Source organism: Burkholderia sp. ABCPW 14 (assembly GCF_001523835.1).
Classification (GTDB): Bacteria; Pseudomonadota; Gammaproteobacteria; order Burkholderiales; family Burkholderiaceae; genus Burkholderia; species Burkholderia mayonis.
Genome location: NZ_LOVS01000020.1, coordinates 1 through 18,235, shown reverse-complemented (window position 1 = coordinate 18,235; position 18,235 = coordinate 1). Strand labels below are relative to the sequence as shown.

Annotated in this window: 16 protein-coding genes; 9 read left to right on the top strand and 7 right to left on the bottom strand. The window is 68.8% G+C overall.

The window, feature by feature from the left end; all coding sequences use genetic code 11:
- Positions 1 to 251: 251 nt before the first annotated feature.
- Genes WS62_RS03745 through WS62_RS03740 form a run of 3 tightly spaced genes read left to right on the top strand, consistent with a single transcriptional unit; the run spans position 252 to position 4,077 of the window.
- Positions 252 to 2,528, top strand: coding sequence for an FUSC family protein (locus WS62_RS03745; protein WP_066567894.1), 2,277 nt, complete (start codon positions 252 to 254; stop codon positions 2,526 to 2,528).
- A complete protein-coding gene (locus WS62_RS32450; RefSeq protein WP_082720672.1) occupies positions 2,525 to 2,716 on the top strand; it encodes a rod shape-determining protein MreB in 192 nt (63 codons plus the stop codon). The genes WS62_RS03745 and WS62_RS32450 overlap by 4 nt, the downstream gene beginning before the upstream one ends.
- Positions 2,713 to 4,077 carry an amino acid permease gene (locus WS62_RS03740; protein ID WP_066567886.1) on the top strand — a complete coding sequence of 455 codons (1,365 nt, stop codon included), beginning with the start codon at positions 2,713 to 2,715 and terminating at the stop codon, positions 4,075 to 4,077. Before WS62_RS32450 ends, WS62_RS03740 begins: the two co-directional genes overlap by 4 nt.
- 16 nt (positions 4,078 to 4,093) lie before the next feature.
- On the opposite strand, the gene WS62_RS03735 is transcribed toward WS62_RS03740, so the two are convergent.
- The gene (locus tag WS62_RS03735) at positions 4,094 to 4,267 is read right to left on the bottom strand and encodes a hypothetical protein (RefSeq protein ID WP_082720674.1); all 174 of its coding nucleotides are present in this window, start codon (positions 4,265 to 4,267) and stop codon (positions 4,094 to 4,096) included.
- 251 nt (positions 4,268 to 4,518) lie between these two features.
- On the opposite strand from WS62_RS03735, the gene WS62_RS03730 reads away from it, so the two are divergent.
- The 3 genes from WS62_RS03730 to WS62_RS03720 are packed head-to-tail and all read left to right on the top strand — an operon-like array spanning position 4,519 to position 8,042.
- Positions 4,519 to 5,556 carry a Fe(3+) ABC transporter substrate-binding protein gene (locus WS62_RS03730; protein ID WP_066567883.1) on the top strand — a complete coding sequence of 346 codons (1,038 nt, stop codon included), beginning with the start codon at positions 4,519 to 4,521 and terminating at the stop codon, positions 5,554 to 5,556.
- Positions 5,546 to 7,261: an ABC transporter permease gene (locus tag WS62_RS03725; RefSeq protein WP_066567879.1), complete on the top strand. Its 1,716-nt coding sequence runs from the start codon at positions 5,546 to 5,548 to the stop codon at positions 7,259 to 7,261. The genes WS62_RS03730 and WS62_RS03725 overlap by 11 nt, the downstream gene beginning before the upstream one ends.
- 10 nt (positions 7,262 to 7,271) lie before the next feature.
- Positions 7,272 to 8,042 (top strand): ABC transporter ATP-binding protein, encoded by a 771-nt coding sequence (locus WS62_RS03720; protein ID WP_066490293.1) that lies wholly within the window; start codon positions 7,272 to 7,274, stop codon positions 8,040 to 8,042.
- A 30-nt stretch (positions 8,043 to 8,072) separates the two neighbouring features.
- Here the strand turns inward: WS62_RS03720 and WS62_RS03715 are convergent, their stop codons facing one another.
- Positions 8,073 to 8,540: an Lrp/AsnC family transcriptional regulator gene (locus WS62_RS03715; protein ID WP_066567878.1), complete on the bottom strand. Its 468-nt coding sequence runs from the start codon at positions 8,538 to 8,540 to the stop codon at positions 8,073 to 8,075.
- 146 nt (positions 8,541 to 8,686) lie between these two features.
- Here WS62_RS03715 and WS62_RS03710 point away from each other — a divergent pair, with 146 nt between their 5' ends.
- Positions 8,687 to 9,337 (top strand): cysteine dioxygenase family protein, encoded by a 651-nt coding sequence (locus WS62_RS03710; RefSeq protein ID WP_066567877.1) that lies wholly within the window; start codon positions 8,687 to 8,689, stop codon positions 9,335 to 9,337.
- A 380-nt stretch (positions 9,338 to 9,717) separates the two neighbouring features.
- Here the strand turns inward: WS62_RS03710 and WS62_RS37825 are convergent, their stop codons facing one another.
- From WS62_RS37825 to WS62_RS03690, 5 genes are all read right to left on the bottom strand, one after another.
- Positions 9,718 to 12,261: a mechanosensitive ion channel family protein gene (locus WS62_RS37825; RefSeq protein ID WP_442855057.1), complete on the bottom strand. Its 2,544-nt coding sequence runs from the start codon at positions 12,259 to 12,261 to the stop codon at positions 9,718 to 9,720.
- 266 nt (positions 12,262 to 12,527) lie between these two features.
- Positions 12,528 to 13,169 (bottom strand): NAD(P)-dependent oxidoreductase, encoded by a 642-nt coding sequence (locus tag WS62_RS03700; RefSeq protein ID WP_066490284.1) that lies wholly within the window; start codon positions 13,167 to 13,169, stop codon positions 12,528 to 12,530.
- A gap of 84 nt (positions 13,170 to 13,253) precedes the next feature.
- Positions 13,254 to 13,445 carry a hypothetical protein gene (locus WS62_RS37820; RefSeq protein WP_231748178.1) on the bottom strand — a complete coding sequence of 64 codons (192 nt, stop codon included), beginning with the start codon at positions 13,443 to 13,445 and terminating at the stop codon, positions 13,254 to 13,256.
- On the bottom strand, positions 13,442 to 13,903 hold the full coding sequence (locus WS62_RS03695; protein ID WP_066567874.1) for an Rrf2 family transcriptional regulator: 462 nt from the start codon (positions 13,901 to 13,903) through the stop codon (positions 13,442 to 13,444). Before WS62_RS03695 ends, WS62_RS37820 begins: the two co-directional genes overlap by 4 nt.
- A 90-nt stretch (positions 13,904 to 13,993) precedes the next feature.
- Positions 13,994 to 14,467: a hypothetical protein gene (locus WS62_RS03690; protein ID WP_066567900.1), complete on the bottom strand. Its 474-nt coding sequence runs from the start codon at positions 14,465 to 14,467 to the stop codon at positions 13,994 to 13,996.
- 319 nt (positions 14,468 to 14,786) lie between these two features.
- On the opposite strand from WS62_RS03690, the gene WS62_RS03685 reads away from it, so the two are divergent.
- Both WS62_RS03685 and WS62_RS03680 read left to right on the top strand, forming a co-directional pair.
- The gene (locus WS62_RS03685; protein WP_066567871.1) at positions 14,787 to 16,742 is read left to right on the top strand and encodes a PhoX family protein; all 1,956 of its coding nucleotides are present in this window, start codon (positions 14,787 to 14,789) and stop codon (positions 16,740 to 16,742) included.
- Between the two features lie 537 nt (positions 16,743 to 17,279).
- Complete coding sequence (locus tag WS62_RS03680; protein WP_059473201.1) at positions 17,280 to 18,107, top strand: IclR family transcriptional regulator; 828 nt, start codon at positions 17,280 to 17,282, stop codon at positions 18,105 to 18,107.
- The last annotated feature ends 128 nt before the right edge of the window (positions 18,108 to 18,235 follow it).

The window sequence follows — 18,235 nt, the reverse complement described above, 5'->3', positions numbered from 1 at the left end:
CGCGCCCCGAGCGGCGGCCGGCCCACGCCCACCGCGCCCGCCCGCACGCCGACCGCAGGCGGCCCACGGCCGGAACGCCGAACGCGAACGCCGAACGCCGAACGCCGATCGCCGAACGCCGAACGCCGAACGCCGAACGCCGAACGCGGGCGCCCCGCCCCCAACGCCGATTTTCGCGACGCAGAAATACGATAGACTCGTCGCCAATCAGAACCCCCCCGGCGCCTCGTCGCCAGCTCACTCGCCCATCGATGCGCTATTCGGTCGAAATCAGGAAGTTTCTCTACAGCCAGTATTTCTTCGGCGGCCTACGGATTGCGCTCGGCGTATCGCTGCCCGCAGTGCTGAGCCTCATCGTGCTGCACGACCGCGAGCTCGGCTTCACGATCGCGACGGGCGCGCTCGGCGCGTGCGTCGTCGACATGCCGGGCCCGCTCAAGTACAAGCACAACGAAATGCTCGCGTGCAGCGTGATCGGCTTCTTCTCCGCGCTCGCCACCGGGCTCGCGACGCCGAACATCTTCGCGCTGTGGCTCACGATCGTGCCGCTCACGTTCGCGCTGTCGCTCATCGTCGTCTACGGCAACCGCTGGCCGCAGATCAGCTTCGCGACGCTGTTCATGATGGTGATGACGCTCGAAGAGCAATTCACGCCGCTGCAGGCGCTCGTCAACGCGGCGTGGATTCTCGCGGGCGGGCTCTGGTACACGTACTGGGCGACGCTCGTGTCGCGCTGGCAGGCGCGCCGGATCGAGCAGCAGGCGCTCGCCGAAAGCCTCTTCGCGTGCGCGTCGTACCTGCTCGCGCGGGCGGATTTCTACGATCTCGACGCGGATCTCGACGAATGCTACCGCAACCTCGTCGCGAAGCAGATCACCGCGGTCGAGACGCAGGAGACCGCGCGCGACATCGTCCTGCGCAACCTGCCGAAGCTGCGCCGCGGCAAGCTCGACCCGGGCCGCACGATGATGTTCAACCTGTTCATCAACAGCGTCGACCTGCACGAGATGTTCGTCGGCGCGCACACCGACTATCCGCTCGTGCGCAGCACGTTCGGCGGCTCGGACCTGATCATCTTCTACCGCGACCTGATCCGCAAGGCGGCCGCCGATCTCGAGGAGATCGGCTTCGCGGTGCTCGAGAACCGGCTGCCGCATTCGCGCATCAGCGTGAAGGCCGAGTTGCGCGCGATCGAATACGAGATCGAGCTGATGCGCAAGAAGCAGTTCGCGGCGACGAACCCGGAAGCGTACGCGGCCGTGCTCGCGACGTTCCGCCGGATCTGGAGCGCGACGCGCCTGATCGACAAGATGCGCCGCAACCTGTCGGGCAGCGCCGATGCGCAGCAGACCGAACTGAAGATCGACAAGGCGCTGTCGCGCTTCCTGCAAAAGCGCCGGATGTCGCCGCTGCTGATCTTCTCGAACCTGAACATGGGGTCGCCGAGCTTCCGGCACGCGCTGCGCGTGACGATCGCGGTCGCGATCGGCTTCTGGCTCGGGCGCCTCCTGCCGCTCACGAACGCGTACTGGATCGTGATGACGAGCATCATCATCCTGAAGCCCGGCTATTCGCTGACGAAGCAGCGCAACGCGCAGCGTATCGTCGGCACGCTGATCGGCTGCACGGCGAGTCTCGCGCTCATCTACACGGTTCGCGAGCCGCACGTGCTGATCGCGTTCATGTTCGCGTCGATGGTGATGAGCTACAGCCTGCTGCTCTTCAACTACGCGGCGAGCGTCGTGTTCACGTCGTCGTACGTGCTGCTCCTCTTCCATCTGCTCGCGCCCGGCAACATGCGGATCATCGGCGAGCGCGCGATCGACACCGTCGTCGGCTGCATGATCGCGATCGCGGCGAGCCGCCTCTTCCCGTACTGGGAATACCGCGCGATCGGCAATCTCGTCGCCGACGTGCTCGCGACGACCCGCAAGTACTTCGAAGCGACGTGGCGCGTGGGACGCGGCAAGACCGCGCCCGCCGTGCCCGTCGCCGACGGCGCGGCGGCCGTGCCCGCGGTCGCCGCGGCGGTCGAGGCGGTCGCGCCCGGCCTCGACGCCGACTATCGATACCGGCTCGCGCGCAAGAACGTGCACATCGCGTTCGCGAACCTGGGCCAGGCGTTCCAGCGGATGATGCTCGAGCCGAAGGCGCACCAGAAGTTCGTGCCGGAACTGAACGATCTGCTCGTGCAAACCCACGTGCTCGGCGCGCAGATCACCGCGGCCGCGCCGCTCCTGCGCCATGCGTGCTCGGAAAGCAACCCGCCCGCGCTCGAGCAGGGAATGGCCGCCGTGCGCGAGCATCTCGAGCGGGCCGAGGCCGGCACGCCGCCGCCGTCGAACCAGGCCGAAGCGACCAGGCAATTGACGCGCGCGCTCGATTCGATGGTCGTCGACGCCGAGCGCTCGGACGCGAGCGCCGATCTCACGCACGACCTGAAGATGCTCGCGCACCAGTGCAAGCAGATGCTCGCGTCGTCGCTGCTGATCCGCAAGGACGCGAGCGTGATCCGCCTGCCCGAGTGAGCCGTCCGCTTCACCTCTCCCTTGCCACCGTTTCGCGCCGCGCGGGTACTCAGGGATTCCCTGACTACTGCCCGCGCGCGCCGATTGGTATGATCTTTCGCGCGCCAAGTTGTCTATACAACTTTTCGAGCGCGAGCGCCGGGCCGCTGCGTCCGGCCGACGACATCAATCATTCGGAGACACGATGAAGAACTTGCAGCGCCACCTGAGCGCGCGGCACATCCGCTTTCTCGCGCTCGGCTCGGCGATCGGCACGGGCCTCTTCTACGGCTCGGCGTCCGCGATCCAGCTGGCGGGCCCCGCCGTCATCCTCGCGTACATTCTCGGCGGCGCGGCCGTCTACATGGTGATGCGCGCGCTCGGCGAAATGGCCGTGCGCGAGCCCGTGCCGGGCTCGTTCGGCCACTACGCGACCGAGAACCTCGGGCCGTTCGCGGGCTTCGTCACCGGCTGGACCTACACGCTCGAGATGGTGATCGTCGCGATCGCCGACATCACCGCGTTCGGCATCTACATGGGCTTCTGGTTTCCGGACGTGCCGCAGTGGATCTGGGTGCTCGCGGTCGTCGCGATCATCTGCGGGCTCAACCTGTGCCACGTGAAGGTGTTCGGCGAGCTGGAATTCTGGCTGTCCATCGTCAAGGTGGGGGCGATCGTCGCGATGATCGGCGGCGGCGCGGCCATTCTTTTCACCGGAATGAAGCTCGGCGGCGGCGGCGCGCCGTCGCTGTCGAACCTGTGGTCGCACGGCGGCTTTCTGCCGAACGGCATCGGCGGCCTCGTCGCGTCGCTGTCCGTCGTGATCTTCGCGTACGGCGGGATCGAGGTGATCGGCATGAGCGCGGGCGAGGCGAAGAACCCCGAGCGCGTGATTCCGCGCGCGATCAACGCCGTGCCGGTGCGTATCCTGCTCTTCTACGTGCTGACGATGGTCGTGCTGATGTCGATCTTCCCGTGGACGGGCGTCGGCTCAAGCGGCAGCCCGTTCGTGCAGATCTTCTCGGCGCTCGGCGTGCGCTCCGCCGCCGAGATCCTGAATCTCGTCGTGATCAGCGCGGCGATCTCCGCGATCAACAGCGACATCTTCGGCGCGGGCCGGATGATGTACGGGATGGCGCTGCAGGGCCAGGCGCCGCGCGCGCTCGGCGCGATGTCCGCGCGCGGCGTGCCGTGGGTCACGGTGCTCGTGATGGCGGGCGCGCTGCTTATCGGCGTCGTACTCAACTATCTGATGCCGAAGGACGTGTTCCTGATGGTCGCCGCGATCGCGACGTTCGCGACCGTCTGGGTCTGGCTGATGATCCTGCTGTCGCAGGTCGCGATGCGCCGCCGGCTCACCGCAGCCGAAACCGCCGCGCTGAAGTTCAAGGTGCCGTTCTGGCCGATCGGCCCGGCGCTCACGATCGCGTTCATGGCGTTCGTGATCGCGATGCTCGGGTATTTCGACGATACGCGCATCGCGCTTTTCGTCGGCGGCGCGTGGCTCGTGATCCTCGCGCTCGTGTTCTATACGCGGGTCAGGCCGCGGCTTCCGGCCGTCGCGCGCTAACGCGCGACGCGCGCGATCAGCCGTGCGCGGACGCGGCGCTCGCCGACGCCCCTTGCGGATGGGCTTCGTCGTACTCGTGCTTCTGCGAAATCGCGTTGTACAGGATCGTACCGATCACGAGCACGACGGCCACGACGATCAGAATCGCCACGCCGACCACCGGATTCTTCTTGCTGCGCGGGTCGTTCATCGCCTGCTGCGCTCCGTCAAAAAATCGCCAAGCCGGCATTCTACGCGCAACCGCGCCCGCGTCGCCGCCCGTCCCGCCCATCCCGCCGCCGCGCTATTCGTCAGATGTTTTGCGAACGTTTCGCATATGGGAATCGTTCCCGTTTCGCATTACAATTAAATTCTTTCATTTTGTAATTTTCGCTCCGCGACGGCCACACGTCCCGCCTGCCGGAGCGTCCGTCCATCGCACGTCCCTAGCCGGAGCCCTCCATGTTCCTGAAGCAAGCCCGCCCGCTGCTGCGCACGCTCGCGTTCGCACTCGCCGCAATCGCGCCCGCCGCGCACGCGGCGAACGAAGTCAATCTCTACACGACCCGCGAGCCGAAGCTGATCCAGCCGCTCATCGACGCGTTCACGAAGCAAAGCGGGATCGCCGTCAACACGGTGTTCGTCAAGGACGGCCTCCTCGAGCGCGTGAAGGCGGAAGGCGCGCGCTCGCCGGCCGACGTGCTGATGACGGTCGACATCGGCAACCTGCTCGATCTCGTCGACGGCGGGCTCACGCAGCCGGTTCGCTCGCGGCCGCTCGACGACGCGATCCCCGCGAACCTGCGCAGCGCGCGCGGCGACTGGTATGCGCTGTCGCTGCGCGACCGCGTGCTGTACGCCGACAAGAACATGAAGCTCGACGCGATCACGTACGAGTCGCTCGCCGATCCGAAATGGAAAGGCAAGGTCTGCATCCGCTCGGGCCAGCATCCGTACAACACCGCGCTCGTCGCCGCGATGATCGCGCACGACGGCGAAGCCGCGACCGAGCAGTGGCTGCGCGGCGTGAAGGCGAACCTCGCGCGCAAGGCGACGGGCGGCGATCGCGACGTCGCGCGCGACATCCTCGGCGGGATCTGCGACGTCGGGCTCGCGAACGCATACTACGTCGGTCACATGAAGCACGCGGAACCGGGCACCGACGCGCGCAAGTGGGGCGACGCGATCAAGGTCGTCCGCCCGACGTTCGCGAACGCGAAGAGCGGCGGCACGCACGTCAACGTGAGCGGCGCGGCCGTCGCGAAGCACGCGCCGAACAAGGACAACGCGGTGAAGCTGCTCGAATACCTCGCGTCGCCGCCCGCGCAGGCGCTTTACGCGCAGGCGAACTACGAGTATCCGGTGCGCGCGGGCGTCACGCTCGATCCGGTGATCGCCGGCTTCGGGCCGCTGAAGGTCGATCCGCTGCCGCTCGTCGAGATCGCGAAGCACCGCAAGCGCGCAAGCCAGCTCGTCGACAAGGTCGGCTTTGACAACTGACGACGCCGCCGTCGCGCGCCGCCCGCTCGCGCGTGTTCGCGCGTGCGCCGGCGAGCGTCTGCGCGCGCTCGTCCTGTGTGTCGCCGCGCGCGGCTGGCTCCTCGCCGCAGCGGCGATCGCGGCGCTCGTCGCGACGCCGCTCGCCGCGCTCGCGTGGTCCGCGCTCGGCGCCGATCTGTCGCACTGGCGCCACCTCGCCGAATTCGTGCGGCCGCAGGCGACGGCCAACACGCTCGCGCTGCTCGCGGGCGTCGGCGCGATCGTCGCGTGCGTCGGCACCGGCGCCGCCTGGCTCGTCACCGCCTACGACTTCCCCGGACGCCGCACGCTCGCGTGGGCGCTGCTGCTGCCGCTCGCGGTGCCGTCGTACATCGTCGCGTTCGCGTACCTCGACCTGCTGCATCCGATCGGCCCCGTGCAGTCCGCGCTGCGCTGGATGCTCGGCTTCGACAGCCCGCGCGCGTTCCGCCTGCCCGACCTGCGCTCGCTGCCGGGCGCGATCATCGTGCTCGGCTTCGTGCTGTATCCGTACGTTTATCTGTGCACGCGCGCGATGTTCGTCACGCAATCGGCGAGCCTGATCGAAGCCGCGCGCACGCTCGGCGCGGGCCGCATCGAGACGTTCCTGCGCGTCGTGCTGCCGCTCGCGCGGCCGGCGATCGCGGTCGGCGTGAGCCTCGCCCTCCTCGAGACCCTGAACGACATCGGCGCGTCCGAGTTCCTCGGCGTGCAAACGCTCACCGTCTCCGTCTACACGACGTGGGTCACGCGTTCGGACCTCGCGAGCGCCGCGCAGATAGCGCTCGCAATGCTCGCGATCGTGTTCGGCGCGATTGCGCTCGAACGCTACGGCCGCCGCCGCGAGCGCTACGCGCACGGCCGCCGGATGCGCGCGATCGAGCCGCGGCGTCTGCGCGGCGCGGCCGCCGCCGGCGCGGCGGCGCTCGGCTGGCTGCCGGTCATCGCCGGCTTCGGCGCGCCCGCCGCGTATCTGGTCCACGAAACCGCGAAGCGGCTGCATCTCGTGGGCGGCGTGTCCGGACAATTGCTCGCGAGCCTCGCGAACACGCTCGCCGTCGCGCTCGCCGCAACCGTCGTCACGCTCGCGTGCGGCATCGTCGTCGCGTGGGCGACGCGCCGCGCGCGCGACAGCGCCCGCTTCCAGCCGAGCCGCGTCTGCGCGCGGCTCGCGAGCGTCGGCTACGCGGTGCCGGGCACCGTGCTCGCGATCGGGCTCCTGGCGCCGCTCGCGCTCGCCGATCGCGCGATCGCCGCCGCGTTCGGCCAGGACGGACTCGTGCTGATGGGCTCGGCGGCCGCGCTCGTGGTCGCGTATGCGATCCGCTTCCTCGCGATTCCCGCCGGCAGCATCGAGGCCGGGCTCGCGCGGATTCCCCCGTCGCTCGAGCAGGCGTCGCGCACGCTCGGCGAGACGGCGGGCATGACGCTCTGGCGCGTGCATCTGCCGCTGTTGCGCCCCGCGCTCGGCGCGAGCGCGCTGCTCGTGTTCGTCGACGCGATGAAAGAGCTGCCCGCGACGCTGCTGCTGCGCCCGCTCAACTTCGACACGCTCGCGACCTGGCTCTATGCCGAAGCCGCGCGCGGCACCTACGAGGAAGGCGCGATCGCCGCGCTCGCGATCGTCGTGGCGGGACTTGCGCCCGTGATCGTGCTCGCTCGCACCCAACTGAAATCCGGACCCTGAGATGCACGCCATGCTGCTCGAACTGAACGCCGTCACGCTCGCCTACGACACGCCGCGCGGCCGGCGCACGATCGTCGACCGCCTGAACCTCGCGCTCGAGCGCGGCGCGATCGGCTGCCTGCTCGGCGCGTCCGGCTGCGGGAAGACGACGGTGCTGCGCGCGATCGCGGGCTTCGAGCCCGTGCGCGCGGGCGAGATCGTGCTGGCGGGCGCCGCGCTCGCGAGCCGCGAAGCCGACGTGCCGCCGGAAAAACGCCGCGTCGGGATGATGTTCCAGGACTACGCGCTGTTCCCGCATCTGTCCGCGCAGCAGAACGTCGAGTTCGGGCTGCGCCGCACGCCGAAGGCGCAACGCCGCGCGCGCGCCGCGCAGATGCTCGAGCTCGTCGGCCTCGCCGACGCGGCGAACGCGTATCCGCACGAACTGTCGGGCGGCCAGCAGCAGCGGATCGCGCTCGCCCGCGCGCTCGCGCCGTCGCCGGAGCTGCTGCTGCTCGACGAGCCGTTCTCGAATCTCGACGTCGACACCCGCGAGCGGCTCGCGTTCGAGGTGCGCGACATCCTGAAGGCGGCGGGCCACACGGCGCTCTTCGTCACGCACAACCAGGCGGAAGCATTCGCGCTCGCGGACCGGATCGGCGTGATCGACGACGGACGGCTCGCGCAATGGGACACGCCGTACAACCTCTATCACCATCCGGCGAGCGGATTCGTCGCGGATTTCGTGCGGCGCGACGCGCTCGCCGACGAGCGCCAGCGTGCGCTCGAGCGAGGGCGCTGAGCGGCGGCGTCGAGCGGGCTCGCCGCCCCTTCAACCGGCGGCGCGGTCACGCACCGGCAGCGCGGTCGAGTACTTGATCTGCTCCATCGCGAACGACGAGCTGACGTCGAAGAGCGGCACCGAGCGGATGAGCTTCTTGTAGATGCGGTCGTAGTCGTCGATGTCGGCGACGACGACCCGCAGCAGATAATCCGTCTCCCCGCTCATCCGGTAGACTTCGACGACCTCCGGCATGTCGCGCACGGCCTGCGTGAAGCGCGCCGCCCACTCCTCGGTGTGCTGGTTCGTGCGCACCGCGACGAACACCGTCGTGCCGACGCCGAGCTTGCGCGGATCGCACAGCGCGACTTGCGCGCGAATCGCGCCCGTCTCCTTGAGCCGCTGAATCCGCTTCCAGCACGGCGTCTGCGACAGATTCACGCGCTGCGCGAGTTCGGCGATCGGCAGCGTCGCGTCCTCCTGCAGCAGCTCGAGCAACTTACGATCGATCGCGTCCATTTCCCCAGTCCCTATCGGATAGAAAATTATTCTATCCATTGTTCGCACGAGGGAACAATATGGAATCCGTTTCTCCGAGTCGACCGGTATAAATACGTACCGGACCCGCGCAACGTCGCTGCGGGAAAAGAACGACCGAGTCAACGATGAACCACGCCGCCTCCCCCATCTCGCACGTACCGGATGCGCCCTCGAACCCGCGCGAACGCGCGACGTCCGCGCCGTGTCGCGCGCTCGCCGCGCCGACGCCGATCGAGCGTTTCTGCGCGCGGATCGACGCCGCGTTCGCCGCGCTCGCCGATGAATCCGCACCGTCGCGGCATCCGGCGTTCGCGCGCGAGCTGCGCGCCGCGCTCACGGAAGCCGTCGCAGCGCCGGGACTCCTCACGCCCGCGCAACGCGAAAGCGGCGCGGCGGGCTATCGGCGCCATCTGCTCGCCGCCGACCCGCTCGGCCGCTATGCGGTCGTGTCGCTCGTGTGGCGGCCCGGTCAATGGAGCCCCGTGCACGGCCATCATACGTGGTGCGGCTATGCGGTGATCGAAGGCGAGCTCACGGAGATCGTCTACGGCTGGAACGACGCGGCCTGCCGTGCGATCGACGCACGCAAGCGCGCGCGGCCGACGGGCGCGGTGTCGTACGTCTGCGCGGGGCGCACGGCCATTCACCGGCTCGGGCACGTGGGCGCGCCGGCCGACGCGCCCGCGGTCTCGCTGCACGTATACGGCGTAACCGGCGAGCAGGTGGCGACGCACGTGAACGATCTCGTCGCAGTCGACGCCGGCGCCGATGGGTGAGCGCGCGGCCGTCGGCGTCAATGCGAATCTCGCGACGAACCGTGACGCGACCCCGTCGCGTTCGCGCCAACGCTCACATGGGCGCGCCGGCGCGATCATTTCGCGTGACGAAACCGCGGGAAACGCCATCGCCGCCGCATGACCGCGTCGTGTGCCACTCGCTCGATGCCAATCGAGACGGAGAGTGCGCTGTGCGAGGCGCGGCGCGGCAGGCACTAGCCGTATCGTCGCCCGCGACGCGAGCGCGGCGAACGCGTTTCGACCGCCCGCGTTCGTGCGCGCGTGAACGCGGCTTGCGCACGCATATCGAGCCGGGGCCATCGTCCGTCGAACCGCAACTTCGCCGTCGTGCATGGCTCGCATCGCGCGCGTCATGCGCATCAACCCCTTGACGCGTCCCGCTCGCCCGGCGCCGCCGCACGATCATCGGCACGCTTCGCGACCCGCTCGTCGGCGCTCCCGCCTTGCCGTTCGCCGTCGCGCCTCGCGTCGTCGCGCGCGGCGCGCTCCCGATCGGACTCGTCGTGCCTCGCGTCGCGCGTCGCCTTGTCCGCCTTGTCCGCCTTGTCCGCCTTGTCCGCCTTGTCCGCCTTGTCCGCCGCGACGCCGCCCGCCGCCGTCGAATAAACGTGCATCTGCGGCAGCGGAATCTCGATGCCGGCGTCGTCCATCCGCCGCTTGATCCGCGCATTGAACGCGCGCATCACGCTCGACTGCTGCTGCGGCCGCGTGCGGATCTGTCCCTTGACGACCATCCAGTTCGGCTCGAAGCGGTCGAGTCCCCATATCTCGACCGCGCCGAGCATCAGCCGGCGCACCGCGACATCGCTCCACAGGTCCGCGCCCGCATCGCGGATCAGCCGCGTGACCTGGTCGAGATCGGCGGAGAACGGCACGCGCACTTCGAACACCGCATAGCCGTAGTCGCGCGACAGGTTCTTGACGATCTTGATCTGCGAGAACGGGATCGAATGCAGCGCGCCCTGCCCGTCGCGCAGCCGCACCGTGCGGATCGTCAGATGCTCGACCGTGCCCGCATGGCCGCCGTCGACGTCGATCCAGTCGCCGACCGAGATCGTGTCCTCGAGGATGATGAAAAGCCCGGTGATGAGGTCCGACACGAGCGACTGCGCGCCGAAACCCACCGCGAGGCCGATCACGCCTGCGCCGGCCAGGAGCGGCGTCACGTTGAGCCCGAGGTTCGCCGCCGTAACGATCGCGGCGATGGTGACGATCGCCACGAACGCGACGTTGCGCACGAGCGGCAGCATCGTGCGCGCCCGCATGCTCGGATTGCGGCTCTTGCCGTGCGAACTCGCCGAGTTGAGCGCATCGAGGATCGCGGTGTCGACGACGATCCACGCGAGCCACGCGACGAACAGCGTGACGATGATCGCCGTCACCGCCTGCGCGATCCCGCGCGCGGCGACGCTGTGCTCGACGATCCGCGCGAGCGAGATCCCCCACAGGCGCGACGTCAGCTCGACGTAGCCGAGCCAGATGAAGAGCGTCGCGAGCGAGCCCGCGAAGCGCACGAGCCGCGCGACGTACGCGGAGCGGTGGCGGCGCTTGCGGTGGGTCGGATGCGGGCGCGTGACGCGCAGCGCGACGGCCGACAGGAAGAACGCGAGCACGAGCAACAACGCGCTCACGGTCGAGGTGCGCAGCAGATCGGACGACGAACGGCTGCCGAGCAGCGTGCCCGCCACCGCCGCGAACGCGAGCAGCAGCACGGGCGCGGGCCAGAATGCGGCCGCGAAATCGGCCATCTCGGTCGTCGCGCGATGGCCGGTGCGCTGCGCGTGGCTGCGGTTGCGGATCAGGTGCGCGACGGGCCGCCGGTACGCGAGCGCGAAGCACCCGCAGAGCACGGCGGCCGTCATGCTCGACGCGGTCGACACGAGGCTCGACAAATCGACGCCGAGCTGCCACGCGACGTCGCGGTTGAGCGCCGCGTCGCCGAGCGCGCCGAACGTGCCGATCAGCCGCAGCAGCCCCCACGAGCGCGCGATCAGCACACGCCCCGCCGCGCGCCGATGGCCCGCGCTGAAGAGCGCGAACATGATGAGGCACAGCGACGCGAACACCGAGCCCGACACGATCGCGTACGCGGCGACGAGCGCGAGCGTGCGGCCGAGCGAATCGGGCAGGCCGCGCGCGATCGCGAGCACGGCGACGAACGACACGATCCATGGCCCGACACGCCTCAGCGCGAAGATCAGCATGTCCTTCGCGCTCGGATTCGGACCGAGCTTGACCGCGATTCCATAGCGGGCCCAGACCCGGTGCTGCGCCCAGATCAGGAGCGCCGCGCACGCGAGCCAGCCCGCCAGCATCAGCGCGAGATCGAGCAGGATCTGCGCGGGCGGCTGCGGCCCCGCCCCGCTTGCGAGTGCGTACAGCTCGCTGCCCGCCGCGCGAAAGCGTGCGGACCAGTAGCGCAGCGGCGTGTCGCGCTCGCGCAGGCTCGCCTCGACGGACGCCATCCCGGACGCGATCGCGCCGAGGAGCCCCGTGCCCGTCGCGCCGGACGCCGCCACGGCGGCGGACGCCGTCTGCGCGGCCTGCGCGGCGAGCGCGACGCTGCGCAATTGCTTCAGTTGCGCGACGAGTTGTGTGCGCTGCCGGTCGTTGTCGAGCATCTTGATGACAGAGTCGAACGAGCGCGCGATCTCGGCGGCGCTCGCCGGCGACGGCGCGGACGCGGGCGCAGCGGCGGATGCGCCCGACGCCGGCGCGGCGGCATCCGAGGCGGCGGCGGGCGAGATCAGCTTTTGGAAGGTTGCGAGACTCGGATTGGTCGCGGCTCGCGCGGCGGGCGGCGCGCCGGCAAGCGCAAGACCGGCGCACGCGAGGATGAGCGCGGCGGCGCGCGCAGTCGAACGTGGCGCGCGCCCCGGCGGCGATCGACGGACCGGCGGCAAGACCGGCGGCGATCGCGGCGAGAACGAAAGCGGCGCCGCGAGCGAAAAGCAAGCGAGGCGAAATCGGCATGCGACCGTATGAGTAATGACGACGATCGCCAGTGTAGCCCCAACGCGTGCGCGCGCCGCCTGCTTCGACGTGCGTCCGGCATGACGACGCGACGCACCGGAGCGCTCCGGTGCGCCGCGCTCACGGCCGGGCGTCTCGGCCCGGCGGCATGGCTGCGCGGACGCCCGCGCGCGATGCGCCGGCGCCCGCGCCGCGATCAGTACGCGACCGTCGCGACCTGGCGCACGAAGTGGTGCTGCTCAATCTCGTCGACGAACGCGACCGCGTAATCTTCGGCCGAGATCTTGCTGTTGCCGTCTGCGTCGACGATCAGCTTGCCCGCGCCCGTGCGGAACGTGCCGGTGCGCTCGCCGGGCGCGATCAGCGCGGCGGGCGAGAAGAACGTCCAGTCGAGGTCCTGCACGGTCGCCAGGTAGTCGTATGCGTCGCGATGCGCGAGCGCGACGGCCTTGTACGCGTCCGGGAAGCCTTCGGTATCGACGAGCTGCTTGCCGGGCGCGACTTCGAGCGTGCCCGCGCCGCCCACGACGACAACGCGCTTCACGCCTGCCTTGCGCGCGCCTTCGACGAGCGCCTTCGCCGCATCGACGACCTTCGACGCATCTTCCTGCTTCGGACCGTACGCGCTCGCGACGACGTCCTGGCCTTCGAGCGCGGCGGCAATGCTCGCCGGATCGAACAGGTCGGCCGCCTTCGCGGTCACGTTCTCGGCGCCCGCCGCCGGATGACGCGACAGCGCCGTCACCTGATGGCCGCGGCGCGCCGCTTCGGCCGCGATCCGCGAGCCGACCATGCCGGTTGCGCCGAACAGCGCGATTTTCAAAGTACGTTGCGTCATGTCGATTCTCCTGGTAAGCGAATATGTAACTAAATTAATTACATATTCAATCGAAAAAAGAGGGATCCACGATCCCCATCATAGTCAATTCGTCCGCCCGTCGTCATCGTCGAGCGGTGTTTCATCGGGCGGCAGCCCTTGGCCCTTCATTCTTCGCGAGCCCGTTATCGGGCCGGCGGCGAATCCCGATCCGATCGGCAGCCGCGACGCGCCGGATACCATGCGCGCCGCCGTTTCGAATTCAAGCGATCGAGACCGCTCATCGAGACCGCTCAACCGCTCGCCTGCCGCACGCCGACCGGCTGCCCGGACGCCTCCGAGCGCAGCACGTCGGCCGTCACGTCGGTGAGCGTGCGCGTCACGAGCGACGCCTCCATCGCCCGCTGCGCGTCGCCGATGTAGTCGGTCAGCACGCCCTGGATGTGCCGTCCGACGAGGCATGCCGGATTCGGCGCCTCGCGATGCAACGCGAAAAGTTGCGCATCGTCGACCGCGCGGTAGACGTCGAGCAGCGTGATGCTCGACGGCTCGCGCGCCAGCAGCGCGCCGCCGCCCGCGCCAAGCTGCGACGTCGTGAGCCCCGCGGCCGCCAGCATCGACAGCAGACGGCGAATCAGCGCCGGATTCGTGTTCACGCTACCCGCGATCACGTCCGACGACAGCGGCACGCCTTCCTGCAACGACAACAGCGCGAGCACGTGGACGGCAAACGCGAACCGACTGCTCGTATTCATGATCCACCGGCAGCGGAATGCTCGCGCACCCCGCTTCGACGACAATATGTAACCATCATAATTACACTTAACCCGGGACGCAAGCGGAATTTACTTGCTCGCCGCCGAATCGCTCGCGGCGGCCGCGCCCGAGGCGCCCAGCGCGGCCGTCTGGCTCCATTGCTGCAGCTTGCGGCCGGCGGCTTCGAGACTCGTGCCGGCCGCGACGGCGGCCTGGCCGAGCACGGCGGACGCGGCGCCCTGCAGATGCGCCCGCGCGACGGCCGAGACCGAGCTCGCGGTGACGGGCGGCACGGCGGACGCCGCCGACGCGACACCCTGCTTCGCCGCGTCGATCTGCTGGTTCACGAAGCTCGCGACCTGGTCGAGCTTCTGCGTCGTCTGACTGGCCGCGCGGGCGGCGGCGCTTGCCGCGGTATCGGGCGGCGGCGGCGCGCTCGCTTCTTCCGGCTTCTTGCATCCGGCAAGCGCGGCGGCGGCAATGGCCGCGAGCGCGGCGGCGTACATCCGGCGGCGGCCGGTGCGGAAAACGATGGCGGTTGCGTTGGCGATCTCGATCGTCATGGCGAATGGCGCGGCAAAGCGGCTCCGTGTGGCGAAAAAGCGATGATACGACGCGCCGACGCGCGCCTGCCCGCTTCCGTTTCTTTTTTTCATGTCGTTGCCGCGTGGGCGATGTCGCGCGCAGCGTCCGCCCGGCCGGTCGCCGCCCGCGCGAGCCGCGTCCGCGCGCGCATCGCGAGACGTTCGTCCATTCATACAAACTCAATTCAAAAAACTTTCATTTTAAAAAAATAAACTTCCACTCGGTTTTCATCGCTGTCCGCCGCACCCGACGTCGGCGCGTCCGCGTTTTCCGTCGCCCACAACAACTGGATTCCCCATGCCCGCGCTACCCGATCCCTCCCGCCGCCATGCCCTGAAGATTCTCGCCGGCGCGCCGATGCTGCCGCTCTCCGGCGTCGCGCTCCCCGCCCTGCTGTCCGGTTGCGGCGGGGACGACGTCGCCGCCGCGCCGCCCGCGGCCAGCTTCGCGGCCGCCGCGTTCGCGCCGATGGCCGCGCCGACGCTCGCCGACCCGGCCGCGATGGCGACGACGACCGTCGGCTCGACGCTGTCGATCTCATTCAGCGACGGCTCGACGCGCAACTACAAGCTCGCGTACCGGCCGTTCTTCGTGACGGGCGACCAGGTGCCGGACGGCAAGGGCGGCACGATCCTCGCGGGCGGCTACTACGACATCGACAACCGGCCGATCGTCGACGCGACGGTCGCGGGGCGCGAGCGCCAGTTCTTCTCCGACTGCCCGGACGGCAGCTCGCTCCTCACGCTCAAGGACGCGAAGGTGCCGGGCGTGAAGGGCAACACGGTGTTCGCGGTTGTCCAGTTCGAATACACGACGCGCAGCCAGAACGGCGATTCGGCGTACGGCCAGTTGCCGTCGCCGATCGCGGTGCTGACGCTCGATCAGGACCCGGCGACGGGCGCGCTCAAGCTCGTCAAGTACCACAACGTCGACACGTCGGCCGCGCACGGCCTGTGGATCACGTGCGGCGCGAGCCTGTCGCCGTGGAACACGCATTTGTCGAGCGAGGAGTACGAACCGGACGCGACGAAGGCCGCGACCGACGCGCAATTCAAGGCGTTCAGCCGGAACACGTTCGGCAGCGACACGGCCGCGAATCCGTACCACTACGGCCACCTGCCCGAGATCGTCGTGAATCCGGACGGCACGGGCGCCGTGAAGAAGCACTACTGCCTCGGCCGCATCTCGCACGAGCTGATCCACGTGATGCCGGACCAGCGCACCGTGATGATGGGCGACGACGCGACGAACGGCGGCCTCTTCATGTTCGTCGCGGACAAGCCGGCCGACCTGTCGGCGGGCACGCTGTACGTCGGCAAGTGGACGCAGACGTCGTCGGCGGGCGCGGGCGCGGCGACGCTCACGTGGATCAGGCTCGGCCACGCGACGAGCGCCGAGATCGAGGCGCTCGCGAACCGGCTGAAGGCGTCCGACATCATGGACGTCGCGACGACCGACCCGGCCGATCCGATGTTCGCGAAGATCCACTTCGGCGGCAAGTTCAACTGGATTCGCGTGAAGCCGGGGATGGAACGCGCGGCTGCGTTCCTCGAGACACACCGCTACGCGGCGCTCGCGGGCGGCAGCATGGCGTTCACGAAGCTCGAAGGAACGACCGCGAACGCGAAGGACAAGATCGTCTACATGGCGATGTCGCGGATCGAGACGTCGATGGTGAAAGGCAACGCGGCGTCGCGCGACGTCGCGCTCGACAAGAAGATCGCGGCGGGCGCCGTCTACGCGCTCGGCATGCGCGGCGGCCAGCGCGACACGTCGGGCGCCGCGATCGACAGCGAATGGGTGCCCGTCGACATGAGCGCGCCCGCGGCGCTCGTCGGCGAGGACCTGGCCGCGGCCGATGCGCTCGGCAATCTCGCGAATCCGGACAAAATCGCGAATCCGGACAACCTGAAGTTCTCGGAAAAGCTGCGCACGCTTTTCATCGGCGAGGACTCGGGGATGCACGTGAACAACTTTCTGTGGGCGTACGACGTCGACACGAAGAAGCTGTCGCGCGTGCTGTCGTGCCCGGCGGGCGCCGAATCGACGGGCCTGCACGCGGTCGACGAGATCAACGGCTGGACCTACATCATGAGCAACTTCCAGCACGCGGGCGATTGGGAATCGCCGCTGCACGACAAAGTGAAGGGCGCGCTCGATCCGCTCGTGCGCGCGAACTACAAGGACCGCTTCGGCGCGAGCGTCGGCTATCTGACGGCCGAGCCCGCGGCGATCCAGCTCAAGAAGGCGTGACAAGCGATTCTCTTCGCCATCACGGCTGATTCGCCGGCGCTCGGCGCCGGGTTGGCGCGATGCCCTCGTGGCACCGCGCTTTTTTTATGCGCGCTCGCCGCGTGCGGCGGCGCCGCCCGTCGAAGACCGGACGTGCCGGCGTTTTCCGCCGACATCCCAATATATGGAACAGTCACTCAGGCTGTGAACGGAAAAAAAAGCGCCACGGAGACCGTGGCGCTAAAAAAGTTCTAGCCATTCCGAGGGCCGTGCTAGAACCTGAGAGACTGCATCGAACGTCGTTCCCGACTAAACTAACGAAACAACGTTTCGAAATTGGTAGACATTTTTTCCGTTTCCGGCTGACAAGTCAAGCGAAAAATACATGTTCCCATGTCATTCCCGACGGTGCGCAACCCGACATTTCTCCAATAAACTCGGGGAAAATCAGTAAATATTGCGCATCATGAAAGATCGAGGCGAAGCGTGCGCATTTTCCGGTATTCGTCTTACAATTTATAAAAATCTGAAATCAAGTTTCGAAAAAGAGAGATACCCGTGACGACACGCTCCAACGCCCAACCCGTTTCCCGAGAACGGGAAGCCACCTCCGACGAAATCACGGCCCTCGCGCGCGGCTTGGCCGTCCTGCGTCGCATCGCGACCTCCGATGCCCCGGTCAGCAACCGAGAACTAGCAGAATTGACAGGTATCCCGAAGCCGACCGTGTCGCGAATCACGGCGACGCTCGTCAGCGCCGGCTTCCTGTTCCAGTTACCCGACAGCGAGCGCTTCGTGCTGACGGCGTCGGTACTCGAGCTCAGCAACGGCTTCCTGCGCAACTTCGACATCCGCGCGCGCTCGCGGCCGTTCCTCGTCGAGCTCGCCGAAAAGACTTCGCTGTCCGTCCACCTCGCGGTGCGCGACCGCCTCGACATGGTCGCGATCGACGTGATCCGCCCGCGCTCGGCCGTGCTGGTCACACGGCTCGAGACGGGCTCGCGGATGGACATCGCACGCACGGCAGTCGGCCGCGCGTACCTCGCGACGCTCGAGGACGACGCGCGGCGCGAGCTGATCGGCGCGCTGCAGGCCGCGGCGGGCGACGACTGGCCATTCGTCGTCGCACGGCTGAATGCCGCGCTCTCCGACATCGCGCAGAACGGCTATGCGATTGCGATCGGCGAATGGCGCGAGGAATTGAATGCAATCGCGGCGGGCTTCGTCGCGCCGACCGGCCAGCGCTACACGGTCAACTGCGGCGGTTCCGCGCACCAGTGCACGCCCGATTTCCTGCGCTCGGTCGCGGTGCCGGCGCTGCGCGAGTGCATCGCGAAGATCACGCGCGAGATCGGCGGTTCCGCCTGGCCGGACCGCGCGCGCTGACGCGCAATCTTTCGCCTTGCTTTCCGTCGCGCGCGGCGCGCAGGCCGCGATGCCCGCGCGCGACGCGCGACCGACGCCGCGCCCCTCGCCCCTCGCCCCTCGCCCCTCGCCCTGCGCCCTGCGCCCTG